This window comes from Vibrio salinus, assembly GCF_021272385.1.
Classification (GTDB): Bacteria; Pseudomonadota; Gammaproteobacteria; order Enterobacterales; family Vibrionaceae; genus Vibrio; species Vibrio salinus.
Genome location: NZ_JAJSDZ010000009.1, coordinates 86,374 through 100,420, shown reverse-complemented (window position 1 = coordinate 100,420; position 14,047 = coordinate 86,374). Strand labels below are relative to the sequence as shown.

The 14,047-nt window shown below is 44.9% G+C and carries 12 protein-coding genes; 6 read left to right on the top strand and 6 right to left on the bottom strand.

From position 1 onward, the window contains the following. Window positions 1-4: 4 nt before the first annotated feature. Window positions 5-1,732, bottom strand: a complete 1,728-nt coding sequence (poxB, locus tag LRQ06_RS08490) for a ubiquinone-dependent pyruvate dehydrogenase (protein ID WP_232765937.1) — start codon at window positions 1,730-1,732, stop codon at window positions 5-7. 270 nt (window positions 1,733-2,002) lie between these two features. After that, window positions 2,003-2,326: a met regulon transcriptional regulator MetJ gene (gene metJ, locus LRQ06_RS08485; protein ID WP_232765936.1), complete on the bottom strand. Its 324-nt coding sequence runs from the start codon at window positions 2,324-2,326 to the stop codon at window positions 2,003-2,005. Between the two features lie 229 nt (window positions 2,327-2,555). Here metJ and LRQ06_RS08480 point away from each other — a divergent pair, with 229 nt between their 5' ends. The 3 genes from LRQ06_RS08480 to metF all read left to right on the top strand — a co-directional run bounded on the left by LRQ06_RS08480 (window position 2,556) and on the right by metF (window position 7,211). Next, the gene (locus tag LRQ06_RS08480; RefSeq protein WP_232765935.1) at window positions 2,556-3,722 is read left to right on the top strand and encodes an O-succinylhomoserine (thiol)-lyase; all 1,167 of its coding nucleotides are present in this window, start codon (window positions 2,556-2,558) and stop codon (window positions 3,720-3,722) included. Continuing rightward, entirely contained in the window at window positions 3,722-6,136 is a 2,415-nt protein-coding gene (locus tag LRQ06_RS08475) for a bifunctional aspartate kinase/homoserine dehydrogenase II (protein WP_232765934.1), read from the top strand. The genes LRQ06_RS08480 and LRQ06_RS08475 overlap by 1 nt, the downstream gene beginning before the upstream one ends. Window positions 6,137-6,320: 184 nt before the next feature. After that, window positions 6,321-7,211, top strand: a complete 891-nt coding sequence (gene metF, locus LRQ06_RS08470) for a methylenetetrahydrofolate reductase (RefSeq protein ID WP_232765933.1) — start codon at window positions 6,321-6,323, stop codon at window positions 7,209-7,211. 60 nt (window positions 7,212-7,271) lie between these two features. On the opposite strand, the gene zapB is transcribed toward metF, so the two are convergent. Further along, window positions 7,272-7,514 carry a cell division protein ZapB gene (zapB, locus tag LRQ06_RS08465; RefSeq protein WP_232765932.1) on the bottom strand — a complete coding sequence of 81 codons (243 nt, stop codon included), beginning with the start codon at window positions 7,512-7,514 and terminating at the stop codon, window positions 7,272-7,274. Window positions 7,515-7,811: 297 nt separating this feature from the next. Between zapB and glpX the strand changes: the two genes are divergently transcribed. Beyond that, entirely contained in the window at window positions 7,812-8,819 is a 1,008-nt protein-coding gene (gene glpX, locus LRQ06_RS08460) for a class II fructose-bisphosphatase (protein ID WP_232765931.1), read from the top strand. A gap of 85 nt (window positions 8,820-8,904) precedes the next feature. On the opposite strand, the gene pfkA is transcribed toward glpX, so the two are convergent. The 3 genes from pfkA to LRQ06_RS08445 form a co-directional block, all read right to left on the bottom strand. Further along, on the bottom strand, window positions 8,905-9,867 hold the full coding sequence (gene pfkA / locus LRQ06_RS08455; protein ID WP_232765930.1) for a 6-phosphofructokinase: 963 nt from the start codon (window positions 9,865-9,867) through the stop codon (window positions 8,905-8,907). A gap of 256 nt (window positions 9,868-10,123) precedes the next feature. Then, on the bottom strand, window positions 10,124-11,032 hold the full coding sequence (gene fieF, locus LRQ06_RS08450; RefSeq protein WP_232765929.1) for a CDF family cation-efflux transporter FieF: 909 nt from the start codon (window positions 11,030-11,032) through the stop codon (window positions 10,124-10,126). Between the two features lie 157 nt (window positions 11,033-11,189). Further along, window positions 11,190-11,738 (bottom strand): DUF4890 domain-containing protein, encoded by a 549-nt coding sequence (locus LRQ06_RS08445; RefSeq protein WP_232765928.1) that lies wholly within the window; start codon window positions 11,736-11,738, stop codon window positions 11,190-11,192. Window positions 11,739-11,915: 177 nt separating this feature from the next. Here LRQ06_RS08445 and LRQ06_RS08440 point away from each other — a divergent pair, with 177 nt between their 5' ends. Continuing rightward, window positions 11,916-12,599, top strand: a complete 684-nt coding sequence (locus tag LRQ06_RS08440; RefSeq protein ID WP_232765927.1) for a response regulator — start codon at window positions 11,916-11,918, stop codon at window positions 12,597-12,599. Further along, window positions 12,599-13,978 (top strand): envelope stress sensor histidine kinase CpxA, encoded by a 1,380-nt coding sequence (gene cpxA / locus LRQ06_RS08435; RefSeq protein ID WP_232765926.1) that lies wholly within the window; start codon window positions 12,599-12,601, stop codon window positions 13,976-13,978. Before LRQ06_RS08440 ends, cpxA begins: the two co-directional genes overlap by 1 nt. Window positions 13,979-14,047 lie beyond the last annotated feature (69 nt).

Sequence of the window (14,047 nt, the reverse complement as noted above, 5' to 3'; positions counted from 1 at the left end):
AACATTAGCGTATCCAGTTGGTTTTACTTAGCTCAACGATTTCATCGCCGCGTCCATTAATGATCGCTTTCATCATATAAACGCTGAAACCTTTCGCGTGTTCCATCTTGATCTGAGGCGGCATGGCCAGCTCCTGTTTCGCCGTATCAACGGAAAGCACAACAGGGCCGGAATGATTCAGGGTTTCCGTAATCGCAGCCGGCAGGGCTTGCGGGTCAGAAACATGAATGCCTTTCACACCACAGGCTTCGGCTATTTCAGCAAAGTTGGGATTGTCTAAGTCGGTATCCTCCGACAGATAGCCGCCGGCTTTCATTTCCATTGCCACAAATCCCAGAGAACGGTTGTTGAATACAATGATCTTCACTGGCAGGTTGAGCTGTTTCAGTGACAATAAATCGCCCATCAACATCGAAAACCCACCGTCACCACACATGGCGATCACCTGACGTTTACGATCAATCGCCTGAACCCCCATTGCCTGAGACATCGCGTTTGCCATTGAACCATGATTAAATGAACCAATTAACCGGCGCTGACCATTCATGTCTAAATAGCGGGCAGCCCAAACGGTCGGAGTACCAACATCACAGGTAAAAACGGCATCATCCGCCGCCTGCTGGCTAATCAGACTGGCCAGATACTGAGGGTGGATCAGGTTATGTGAAGTTTTCCCACTAGCAAGATCATCCAGCCCTTTTCTCGCTTCTTTGTAATTTTTCAGACAGCTATTCAGATGTTTGTCAGAACGATCATCACCAATTAGAGGCAAAAGAGCATTTACGGTACTTTTTGTATCCCCTAAAATACCAAAATCAATCTGGGTATGTCGGCCTAAAGCGCCCGGATCGTTATCAATCTGCAGAATACGGGCTTTTTCCGGATAGAAGGCCCGGTATGGGAAACTGGTTCCGATCACCAATACCGTATCTGCCTCACGCATGGCATAGTAACCAGAAGCAAAGCCAATTAAACCGGTCATTCCGACATCATAAGGGTTATCGTATTCCAGATACTCTTTCCCTCTTAATGCATGCACAATTGGCGCTTTTAATTTACCGGCCAGTTTCACGATTTCGTCGTGCGCACCTTTTGTTCCCGCACCACATAACAAAGTCACTTTCTTACTGCCATTCAATGCGTTGGCTAACTCATCAAGATCTTGTGGTTCTGGCAGATAAAATGCCGGTTTGGGGACATTCCATTTCGGTTTTATCCCCTCAGGCATGGGTTTTAAAGCCACATCACCAGGCAGAACTAATACCGCAACGTCATTATTCAAAATGGCCTGGCGCATTGCGGTTTCCAACAAATAGGGCATTTGCTCCGGATTAGAAACCAACTCACAGAAAACACTGCATTCTTTGAATAATTCCTGTGGGTGGGTCTCCTGAAAATAATTCGTCCCGATTTCAGACGATGGTATATGGGCAGCAATAGCCAAAACCGGCACTTTATTGCGGTGACAATCGTATAACCCGTTAATTAAATGCATATTACCCGGTCCACACGAACCGGCACACACAGACAATTCTCCGGAAACATGAGATTCAGCGCCTGCAGCAAATGCGGCCACTTCTTCATGGCGGGTACCCAACCACTCAATAGAACCGATCTTTCTCAAACTGTCACTGATACCATTCAAAGAATCACCAGTAACTCCCCACATACGTTTAACACCGGCCTGGCGTAACGTATCCGCAATAAAATAGGCAATACTCGTGTTACTCATATAACCTCCAAATTTTTAAAAGCTGACTAATTTATTTTATTTATGTTGAGTATTTAGAGCTTATATGTGTGCTCTATGTCTCACTTTTCATCATCCTCTTGCACGAATTGTTGTTCAAGTAAAATTTATTTGAATTATTAAAATTTTTTTATAATTTTAGTTTTTTTTAAAAATAAGGAGGGCCGATATGTTCTCCAGATAAAAACAGACGAAAAAAAGCCGCCCCATGAGGGCGGCTCTGCTTTTTATATATAATACAGTATCAATTAATCAGCATTCTTCATCAAAAGATTCGAATTCAATTCCCATTTCCGTCATGATTTTTTTCACTTCTGCCGGAATATCATCAGGACGATCTTTTCGCAAATCTTCATCCGTCGGTAAAGGCTGACCGGTGTAAGCATGTAAAAAAGCTTCGCACAATAATTCACTGTTGGTCGCATGCCGTAAATTATTAATCTGGCGTCTGGTACGTTCATCAGTTAATACTTTCAATACCTTAAGAGGAATCGATACGGTTATTTTTTTTACCTGTTCACTCTTTTTTCCATGTTCAGCATAAGGACTGATGTACTCGCCATTCCAATCCGCCATTTCAACCTCTCACTCGCAAAAATACTGATTCAAAAACTGGGGATAATTTTAGCGTTATTTACCGCCATAAGCAAAGACATATAGACGTCTGGAAGTATTGACGTCTCAAGCAGACAAGTTTAAAGTGTATCTGTTAATTACAAGTTTAAAATGCGTCTGTTAATTATAATAACTCAGTTACGTTGCCCATTGCGTTAATATTGCCGCTAAATCAGGAAGGAAAGCCGATATGCCAACTCACAAACCAGCCACGATTGCCGTTCGCACTGGTATCGAATCAGACACTCAACATCATGCTGTTGTTCCGCCAATTTATCTGTCGACTAACTACAGTTTTCCCAATTTTGGGGAAGTTCCTGAATACGACTATACCCGCTCCGGCAACCCCAATCGAGGCCTATTAGAGTCTGCATTATCACAGCTGGAAAACGGAGCAGGCGCAGTGATCACCAATTGTGGAACGGCAGCACTAAACCTTCTGGCTTCAACGTTCCTGAAACCGGGCGATACGATCATCGCTCCCTGTGATTGCTACGGCGGAACTTTCCGTTTGTTTAATTCAAGAAGCCAGAAAGGCGATTTTAACGTTTTGTTTATCGACCAGTGTGATGACAGTGCAATGCAGGAAGCACTCAGGGAAAAACCCAAACTTATTTTGCTGGAAACACCTTCAAACCCATTAGTCCGTGTGGTGGACATAGAAAAAATATGCCTGCAGGCAAAAAAAACCGGTGCACTTGTCGCTGTCGATAATACATTTCTTTCCCCTATTTTTCAGAACCCCATCACTCTTGGTGCAGATTTCGTCATTCACTCAACCACAAAATATCTCAACGGACATTCCGATGTTCTTGGTGGTGTAGTTATCGCCAAAACGGCTGAACATGCGGAAGAGCTGGCCTGGTGGGGGAACTGCATAGGATCAACCGGCACCCCTTTCGACAGCTATCTGACGCTAAGAGGGTTAAGAACACTCGGTGCACGTATGCGTGCCCACGAAGAAAACAGTCAAAGAATCATTCACTTTTTATCCAGTCATGAGTTGGTGAAAACGATCTACCACCCAAGTCTGCCAAATCATCCGGGACACGACATCGCGCAGAAACAGCAGTCAGGTTTTGGTTGTATGCTCAGTTTTGAATTTGCCGGAAGCTACGAACAGTTAAAACGTTTCGTCAACGCTCTGTCTTTATTCTCATTAGCTGAATCTCTTGGTGGTGTAGAAAGTCTTATTTGTCATCCGGCGACCATGACCCACCGGGCAATGGGCGAAGAAGCACTAAAAGCCGCAGGCGTATCCCACCAGTTACTACGCCTGTCTGTTGGCTTAGAAGATGCGACCGACCTTATTGCCGATTTAGAACAAGCATTTGAGTCATCGAAGGAGATTCAATAATGACGGAAGCTCGTCACCTACATAAATTTGGCGGTAGTAGCTTAGCAAACCCGGAATGTTATCTGAGAGTCGTTGACATTCTTAAACAATATTCTCATACCAACGACCTAATCGTGGTTTCTGCTGCAGGAAAAACCACGAATAACCTGATTCAGTTTACTGAAGAGCTGGCACTGGATAAAGAAGCTGCTCAGACAACACTGAATACCATAAAAGAATTTCAGTCCTCACTGATCCAGAATCTAATCGATGGTGAATCAGCACAAGTACTGCTTGCTCAGTTAGATGACGAGCTGAACTTACTGTCTGAATTCAGTGCTCCGCTCTCCTCATTTGAATACGCGGGTATACTGGCTCATGGAGAGGTATGGTCATCCCGCCTTCTGGCCTCTTTACTAAATCAACATGGTTTGGTCGCCGTCGCAAAAGATTCCAGAACTTTTTTAAGGGCTCCAGCCGGAACTCAGCCAGAAATAGAAAAAGCGAAATCGTACCCACTGATCAAAGAAATCCTTGCTCAGCATGCCCACCAGAGAATCGTATTTACCGGTTTTATTGCACAGAATGATGAGGGAAAAACCGTACTTCTCGGCCGCAATGGTTCGGATTATTCGGCAACCATTATCGGAGCACTATCAGAAGTTGAACGCGTTACTATCTGGAGTGACGTTGCCGGTGTGTATAGTGCCGACCCCAGAATCGTTGATGATGCCTGTCTTCTGCCTTTACTGAGACTGGATGAAGCCAGTGAGCTTGCCCGCTTAGCCGCCCCGGTTCTGCACAGCAGAACTTTACAGCCTGTCGCACAAAGTGCCATCGACCTGCATCTGCGTTGTAGCTACCAGCCTGAATCAGGTTCCACGCACATCGAACGGGTTCTGGCATCCGGCCGGGGAGCAAAAATAATTACTTCACTGAACAATGTCATACTACTTGAATTGACGTTTGAAAAAGGTCATGACTTCAATCGTCTTCTGGCCTCTGTTACCGAGCAGTTACAAAAGGCTCAGTTAACCCCATTAGCTACAGATGCTCATGCCGATCAGCAAAGAGTCCGGCTCGCTTATACCAGTGAAATCGCCAACGGTGCTTTTGAATACCTCAAGGCACTGAATATTGACTCAGATATTCAGTTGAAAGAGGGCTATTCCCTCATTGCGGCCGTCGGTGCAGGTGTCACCAATAATGCTCAACACTGCTTTGGCTTTTATCAGCAACTAAAGTCGGCTCCTGTTGAATTTATCACTGAATCACAAACCGGCTTGAGCCTGGTTTCTGTTCTACGCCATTCCGCACCACTCTGTGCGTTAGTAAAAGGCATCCACCGCCAACTGTTTCAGGCGCAAAGAAGAGTCGGACTGGCTTTATGTGGTAAAGGAAACATTGGGTCAAGCTGGCTGTCACTTTTTGGTGAACAAAAAGCGGAGCTGGAAAAGCGTCGGGGCATGAACTTTGAACTCATCGCTATCATTGACAGTCAATCGTACTGGTACGATGAAAATGGCATTGATGCCACAACGGCAGATATCCATTTTAAAGATAAAGCCATTGCTAACAATGGCGACGAATGGCTGTTAAAACTGGGTAATACCGAGAAATTTGACGACGTCATTGTTCTGGATGTCACAGCCAGTCAGGATTTGTCCAATCAGTATCTGGATATAGCCCAACAGGGATTGCATCTGATTTCGGCCAATAAAATAGCCGGTTCCTCTCCGGGCGATTATTACTATCAGGTAAAAGAATCATTTGAAAAAATCAACCGCCACTGGCTTTATAATGCTACGGTTGGCGCTGGTCTGCCAATCAACCATACCGTAAAAGATCTTCGTGAAAGTGGCGATGAAGTCATTGCGTTGTCAGGAATTTTTTCCGGAACTCTCTCCTGGTTATTCCAACAATATGATGGTTCCATTCCATTCAGCCAGCTAGTTGAACTGGCCTGGCAACAAGGACTCACAGAACCGGATCCACGAAGCGATCTGGACGGTTCAGATGTCATGAGAAAATTAATCATTCTGGCTCGTGAAGCCGGGCAGGAAATAGAACCAGACAGTGTATCTGTCGAATCATTGGTTCCCGATGCGCTTATTCCGCTTTCTCTTGATGATTTTCTGGATAACTGCCAACAATTGGATGAACTGCTTTCTGAACGCCTTCATGAGGCGCAAAGAGATGGTAAAGTATTACGCTATGTTGCTCGTCTGGATAAATCAGGGAAAGCAAGAGTTGGTGTCGAAGCGCTGCCACAGGAACATGCTCTGGCAAACCTTCTTCCCTGTGACAACATTTTTGCAATTGAAAGTAAATGGTATAAAGACAATCCACTGGTCATACGCGGACCCGGCGCAGGCCGGGAGGTAACGGCCGGAGCGATACAATCGGATATCAATTTACTGTCATCTCTTCTTTAAGTAGACAATAATAGAAGGAGCCTCTGGCTCTTTCTTTTGTATGTGAAAAAAACTCAAGACATCATGAGTATTATTCATGTTTATATTGTTGACAATGAAAGTGTTTCAATACATTCTTTAGACATATAGACGTCTAAACGTCAGAAGAGCAAACATCAGGCAACATCACAACCGGAGAGTGATTATGGGCTATACACACGCAAGTCACATTGACGCACTAAATCAGAACATCGCTGAACTTTCGGACGACATCAATGTGTCCTTCGAGTTTTTTCCACCCAGCAGCCCTAAAATGGAAGAAACACTGTGGAATTCAGTACACCGCCTGAAAACATTACAACCGAAATTTGTGTCCGTCACCTACGGTGCCAACTCCGGTGAAAGAGACCGTACTCACTCTATTATCAAAGAAATCAAAGAAAAAACCGGTCTGATAGCAGCCCCTCACCTGACGTGTATTGATGCAACTCGTGAAGAACTTATCAATATCGCTGAAGATTACTGGAATAATGGGATTCAGAATATTGTCGCTCTGCGCGGTGATATTCCGCCAGGCGGTGGTAAACCCGAAATGTATGCTGCCGATTTAGTAACGCTTCTGAAATCCCGTCACGACTTCGATATCTCAGTTGCAGCGTTCCCTGAAGTTCACCCGGAAGCCAAAAGCGCTCAGGCCGACCTGCTTAATCTGAAAAGAAAAGTGGATGCCGGAGCTAACCGGGCCATCACTCAGTTTTTCTTTGATGTTGAAAGCTATCTTCGCTTCCGGGATCGTTGCGTTTCAGCTGGCATTGATGTGGAAATCGTTCCGGGAATCCTGCCGGTATCAAACTTTAAGCAGGCAAATAAATTTGCCGCGCAGAATCAGGTAAAAGTCCCAAGCTGGATGGCCAAACAATTTGAAGGGCTGGATGATGATCCGGTCACCCGTCAGTTGGTCGGAGCGAGTCAGGCCATTGATATGGTTAGAATTTTATGTCGAGAAGGTGTCAAAGACTTCCACTTCTACACACTGAACCGGGCAGAAATGACTTATGCGCTTTGTCATACATTGGGCGTAAGACCCACAGCATAAGAAACGTCTGACTCCGGGACGGATAAAATCAAAAATGCCGACTTAACCGTCGGCATTCTTCTATTCTACGTTGTCCATTTTTCCTAACAGGCCACGAATGCGCTCTTGCCAGGCGGTCTGTTCCTGCTGCATATTCTGCATTTTTTGCTCCAGCGCTTCACGGCCGGAACGCAGTTCGTTTGCTTCACTTTCCAGCGCCTGTTTCTGTTCTTTCAATTCTTCGACTTCCATCTGAAGTAAGGTAATTGTGTCAACCGCAGTCTGGATTTTCGCTTCTAATTGTTCTAATACTTCAAAAGACATTCGTCTCTCCTCAAAAATATAGTCTCGTGAGTTACCATCACACTCAATACGCCCTATTCTACTCACGCCGTTCCGGATACACACGCTCTATATTGAATATTCGCGCTATTCGCTTAAAAAAAAAGCGCAAATTGACACGCTCTTTACTTTCGATAGCGTTTTCGGCCAACCCACGGATCTAAATGACATCATTTTGATCAAATACAAATCACGTGCCCCAAAAGGCCAAACGTTTGCTTCTGGTTATGCTAGAATTCAACGCACAATTTTTCGATCCTCTCTTTACTTGGAGTTAGCATGAAACGCGAATTGGCGATGGCATTTTCACGCGTCACTGAAGGTGCGGCACTGGCTGGTTATAAATGGCTGGGTCGTGGAGATAAAAATGCCGCAGACGGCGCAGCAGTAGAAGTAATGCGCAGTTTGCTCAATAAAACAGAAATTGACGGTGAAATTGTCATTGGCGAGGGAGAAATCGATGATGCTCCAATGCTGTATATCGGTGAGAAAGTCGGGCTGGGTGGCGATGCAGTTGATATCGCCGTCGACCCGATAGAAGGCACCCGTATGACAGCAATGGGACAGTCAAATGCTCTTGCTGTTTTAGCTGCCGCTGACAAAGGCGGTTTTCTGAAAGCCCCGGATATGTATATGGAAAAGCTGGTTGTCGGTCCGGGCGCAAAAGGCTGCATCAATCTGAGCAAACCTTTGAAAGAAAATTTAGAGAATGTTGCTAACGCACTGGGCAAAGCACTCCATGAACTAACCGTCATAACTCTGGCCAAACCTCGCCATGATAAGGTCATCCAGGAAATGCAAAGCATTGGTGTCCGCGTCTTTGCCGTGCCGGACGGTGATGTGGCGGCCTCAATACTGACTTGTATGCCAGATAGTGAAGTCGACATGATGTATTGCATCGGCGGCGCTCCGGAAGGCGTTGTCTCTGCTGCTGTCATTCGCGCTCTCGATGGTGATATGCATGGCCGCCTGCTTGCCCGTCATGATGTGAAAGGTGATACCGAAGAAAACCGGAAGTTAGGCGAAGACGAATTGAGACGCTGTAAAGAAATGGGCGTTGAAGCCAATAAGATACTGGCAATGGAAGACATGGTAAAAAGCGATAATGTCATTTTTGCCGCGACAGGCATAACGAAAGGGGATCTGCTGGAAGGCATTACCCGCCAGGGTAACATTGCAACCACAGAAACCCTGCTTATCCGCGGCCGCTGCCGGACCATTCGCCGGATAAAATCCATCCATTACCTTGATCGTAAAGATCCAGAGGAACGGACGGTTATCATTTGATTTTCTGTTTTCGGAAATCAAATGATGAATCAAAAAAGGTCGCCAACGCGACCTTTTTATCACCTGAAACAACAATTAAATGTTTCTAGAACAACTCTTCTGCTACTTTGTACAGATCATTGCGAACCGGGCGTTTCATGTTCTCAATTGCATCGATGATGTCATGATGAACCAGCTCTTCTTTCTGGATACCAACACAACGACCACCATAACCTTCCAGAAGCAAATGAACCGCATAATTTCCCATACGGGAAGCCAATACACGGTCGAACGCCGTCGGACGGCCACCACGCTGAATATGACCAAGCACAGTTGCACGGGTTTCGCGTTCTGTTGCTTCCTCAATCTTACGGGCAAGCTCGTTTGCGTCCATCATCAGCTCAGTCAAAGCAATAATCGCGTGTTTTTTACCTTTCTTGATACCATCCTGAAGATTCGCGATAAGCTCTTCCATATTTAAACCGGTTTCCGGTGTGATGATGTACTCACAACCACCAGCAATAGCCGACATTAATGTCAAGTCACCACAGTGACGCCCCATAATCTCAACAATAGAAATACGTTGGTGAGATGAAGAGGTATCACGCAAGCGGTCAATCGAATCAATAACGGTGTTTAATGCAGTCAGGTAACCAATCGTATAATCCGTTCCTGCGATGTCATTATCGATAGTGCCTGGCAGACCAATGCATGGGTAACCCATTTCTGTTAATTTCTTCGCACCCATGTACGAACCGTCACCACCGATAACAACCAGCGCCTCAATACCATGCTTTTTCAGGTTTTCAATCGCTGTCGCACGGATCTCCTCTTCTTTAAATTCAGGAAAACGTGCTGAACCAAGGAAAGTACCACCGCGGTTAATAACGTCAGAAACGCTTGAACGTGCAAGTTTTACGATACGGTCTTCATAAAGCCCTAAATAGCCGTCATAAATACCATAAACTTCCAGACCTGCACCCAATGCAGTTCGCACCACGCCTCTAATTGCTGCGTTCATCCCAGGTGCATCACCGCCACTTGTCAAAATCCCGATCTTTTTAATCATGCTCACCCCTATGATATTGGGAACTTATTATTAATAGTTGTTGCCATTTACGAACCTGTCAATAAATGGAGATTCGGTTTCAAACTGCGCAATATGTTACCTGTATTCAGAAGGAATACTACTCTTATTTCGCATCGTTGATTAAGTTTTTTGAATGGTGAAAGAGTATTACAACAAAGAGTCAGTTCTTCGTTGATACATATCATTTTCGCGTACTATTATTACAAAAATTGATTAATTTTTGATTAATATTGCCTTACCATCCCCGATTTTTTTGATCTATTTCTTGATCAAAAATAACTGAATAAGGGTCATGGTGAACCAGGATATCCGCACTCGGAAAAGTCTCTTTCAGGTTTTCTTCCACAATATCGGAAATTCGATGAGCTTCAATCAGTTTGATTTCATCGTCCAGCTCAAGATGCAACTGAATAAAACGCACCGGTCCGGACATACGGGTTCGGACACCATGAAGGCCCAACACGCCTTCCACATCCATACATATCTGACGGATCTGTGCGATCTCGAAATCGGGAAGTTTTCGGTCTAACAATGTCTGAGATGCGTGGTAAACCATCCTTGCCGCACTGACGGATATATATATGCCAATTCCAACAGCAAAAATAGCATCAGCCTGATGAAAGCCATACCAGCTAAGCACAAGCGCAATCATAATAGCCACATTCATATATAAATCGGTCTGATAATGTAATGAATCTGCGGCAATAGCCTGACTCTGAGTTTTTCTGACCACATATTTCTGGAACATCACCAGCACAGCCGTTAACGCAAAAGAAAACGCGCTGACATAAACACCATATTCCGGAGACTGTAAACCATGAGGCCGGAAAAAACGATCAATACCATTCAGGATCAAAAAACAGGCAGAGCCGGTAATAAACATCGCCTGAGCCAGTGCCGCAAGAGATTCAGCCTTACCATGACCAAAAGCATGTTCACGGTCTGCCGGCTGTAACGAGTAACGCACAACAATTAAATTAATCACCGATGCGGCAATATCAATAAATGAATCGATAAGAGAGGCAAGCAGACTGACAGAACCGGTCACCCACCAGGCAATCAGTTTTACGATTAACAGCGACGTCGCGACCAGTGTCGCGGACCAGGCGGCAATAGATACTAAACGGGCATATTCTTTTTCCATGTAACCCCACAAAACATAAATTCGACTTTTATTATAAAATCAGTTTATCGGTTTGTGCATGAATCCAAAACAGAAAGTAGCCCAATCTTCAAAAATTAAAGAGAATAAAAGCAACAGACCGCTACCTTTATTCTCTTTATAAATTAACAATCCATGATTATTCGTTTACTGGTGGCTGAGGTGCATCCATTGGTCCTCTTGGCCCCTGAGGACCCATATCAGCCCGACGACCGCGCGGACCCTGTTTACCCGGAAAGCACTGCTCAGCAGCATTAACTCCCTGCTGACGAAGTTCAGACCATTTTGCTCTCTGCTCCGGTGTCAGAACATTCAGAACTTTATGCTTGGTTTCTAACATGTGAGCCCGGTGCTGAATTCGCTCTTCTGACATTTTTTTCGCCAGAGCCATTGCCTGACTTTCACTAAAGTCTTTACTCAGTAACAATTTGTCTTCTTCTGCCCGCAGACTTCTCATTTCCTTTCTCATCTGGTCGCGTTCCTGCCGGTGAATCGAACGGATTTCATCGCGTTGTTCGGGCGACAGATTGAGTTGTCTCATAATCAAACGTTCGCTACTACCAGGCTGACAGTCATTCATCATTGGTTTTCTGCCATCTTTCGGACCATTATAAGCAAACGCACTTGCAGAACCTAAGATGACAGGAAGAGCGGCCGCTGCAATAATGTATTTTTTCAGAGCTTTCATAGGTGTACCTCCAGAATGAATCATTCGTTTCGTGTTTCTTAGCGTGTGATTATAGAATAGCGGTTCCCATGTCAAGCAACGTATAGAGGGCGTAAAAGAGTGTAAAGACTACGGTCTGTATACAGGCATTCAGCCAATTTACCCGTAAAATAATAAAAAACATCCCGGAGACACAAAATGACGCACATACTGATTGTCGATGATGACTCTGAATTAACAGGGCTACTAAAAGAAATTTTAACCTTTGAAGGATTCACCGTTTCGGAAGCAAACGATGGTGAAGAAGCATTAACCTGCATCGATGCCAGTATCGACCTTATTCTTCTGGATGTCATGATGCCCAAACTGAACGGGATGGATATGCTCAAAAAGTTACGGGAAAACTGGCAGACTCCGGTTTTGATGCTAACGGCAAAAGGTGAAGAAATTGACCGGGTCATCGGACTGGAACTGGGCGCAGATGACTATCTTCCTAAGCCTTTCAGTGACCGGGAGCTTCTGGCCAGGATCAAAGCTATTCTAAGAAGAACACAAAACAACAGCCAATCGAAAAGCGACCAAATCAGCTATCAGGATATAACTCTGTATCCGGGGAAACAGGAAGCGTATTGCGATGGTGAATTGCTGGATCTGACCACCACAGAATTTGCCCTGCTCAGCCACTTTATTCAACATCCGGGAAAAACACTCACTAAAGAAGTACTGAGTTTAGATGTTCTGGGAAAACATTTATCTGCATTTGATCGCGCAATTGATATGCATGTCTCAAACCTCAGAAAAAAACTACCGGAGCGTCAAAATGGGAAACAACGGATTAAAACATTGCGGGGCCGGGGTTACATGATGATTTTGGAGGATTAATGCGGTTACCAAAACTCAATAATTTATATGGCCGGATTTTTGCTGTTTTCTGGCTGATTATTTTTCTGGTGCTGATTACTGTGCTATCTTTACCGCACTTGGATCCCCGCCGCTCAAAAAACTTATCCCATGGAGAAACCCTTCATTTTAACGATATTAAAAACAGCATTGAACTTCAGTTTGCCGGATTAAATGATCTGTCCAGAATCGAAAAGCATCTCAATATGCGGATGGACCATGGACCGGAAAGGATGCGCTTTTTTCTGACGGATAAAGATGGCAACCTCATTCCTTCCGATACCCGGACCAGTTTTAGGGTCAGAGCATTAAAAAATTTCATCACTTCCAGTGATTCAGTTTCAGACCCACAAAAAAGGCTCTACGGACGACTGACCATTATCGGCCCTTTTCCCATTTACATAGCCAACCGGGATTTACTGCTATATGTAGCAATGCGTTCAGATAATGAACCCCCATTCATTATCCGGTTACTGGACAACCCGATCTCCTTTTTGCTATTGGCCATGTTGGTCAGTACACCATTTCTACTCTGGCTTGCCTGGGCATTAAGCAAGCCTGCGAACAAGCTGGCCATGGCTTCGCGACGGGTAGCCAGAGGTGAATTTAAAAGTGACCCGTCACTTGAATTCGGTCCGATAGAATTCCGCCAGGCCGGACAAAGCTTCAACAAAATGGTGCAAGCTGTTAATGGGATGATTTCCGGCCAGCAAAGGCTGCTTTCAGACATTTCTCACGAATTACGCTCCCCCCTGACTCGTTTAACCATGGCGAATGCACTGGCAAAACGTAAGCTGGGAGAAACACAGGAATTAGAGAGAATCGATACCGAAGCACGCCGGTTAGAACAGATGATCAGTGAACTTCTTGAGCTTTCCAGAATGCAGATAGACAGTCATCTGATTCACGAAACACAGTCATTATCCAGTCTTTGGGAAGCTATGCTTGATGATGCTCAGTTTGAAGCGGAGCAACTCAAAAAAACACTACTCTATTCCGCCATTCCGGAACGTTCTATTTCAGGCAACCCCAAACTGTTAATCAGCGCACTGGAGAACGTCATCCGGAATGCAATTAAGTATGCTCAGCAACAAATCGTTATCCAATTCACAGTATCTGGCGAGCACTTATACATCACGGTTGAAGATGACGGCCCAGGTGTCCCGGAAGAGGAACTAAACGATATTTTCCGGCCTTTTTACCGGGTTTCAACGGCCAGAGATAGACAAAGTGGCGGAACAGGGCTCGGGCTGGCCATTACAGAAAATGCCATCCGGCAGCATAGCGGAACCATTGAAGCCTCAAGAAGCCAGCCACTTGGCGGCTTAAAAATCTGCTTTCAACTTCCGGTTTTATCATAAATTCTATCTTTTTCAGCCCGTTTTAAGCATTAAAAATGGGCTTAGCGATGCCTTCATCAACAAAAAACT

Bases quoted from the DNA above. Each gene is read 5' to 3' on its own strand.
- poxB (WP_232765937.1), bottom strand. From the start codon at position 1,732: ATGAGTAACACGAGTATTGCCTATTTTATTGCGGATACGTTACGCCAG.
- metJ (WP_232765936.1), bottom strand. From the start codon at position 2,326: ATGGCGGATTGGAATGGCGAGTACATCAGTCCTTATGCTGAACATGGA.
- LRQ06_RS08480 (WP_232765935.1), top strand. From the start codon at position 2,556: ATGCCAACTCACAAACCAGCCACGATTGCCGTTCGCACTGGTATCGAA.
- LRQ06_RS08475 (WP_232765934.1), top strand. From the start codon at position 3,722: ATGACGGAAGCTCGTCACCTACATAAATTTGGCGGTAGTAGCTTAGCA.
- metF (WP_232765933.1), top strand. From the start codon at position 6,321: ATGGGCTATACACACGCAAGTCACATTGACGCACTAAATCAGAACATC.
- zapB (WP_232765932.1), bottom strand. From the start codon at position 7,514: ATGTCTTTTGAAGTATTAGAACAATTAGAAGCGAAAATCCAGACTGCG.
- glpX (WP_232765931.1), top strand. From the start codon at position 7,812: ATGAAACGCGAATTGGCGATGGCATTTTCACGCGTCACTGAAGGTGCG.
- pfkA (WP_232765930.1), bottom strand. From the start codon at position 9,867: ATGATTAAAAAGATCGGGATTTTGACAAGTGGCGGTGATGCACCTGGG.
- fieF (WP_232765929.1), bottom strand. From the start codon at position 11,032: ATGGAAAAAGAATATGCCCGTTTAGTATCTATTGCCGCCTGGTCCGCG.
- LRQ06_RS08445 (WP_232765928.1), bottom strand. From the start codon at position 11,738: ATGAAAGCTCTGAAAAAATACATTATTGCAGCGGCCGCTCTTCCTGTC.
- LRQ06_RS08440 (WP_232765927.1), top strand. From the start codon at position 11,916: ATGACGCACATACTGATTGTCGATGATGACTCTGAATTAACAGGGCTA.
- cpxA (WP_232765926.1), top strand. From the start codon at position 12,599: ATGCGGTTACCAAAACTCAATAATTTATATGGCCGGATTTTTGCTGTT.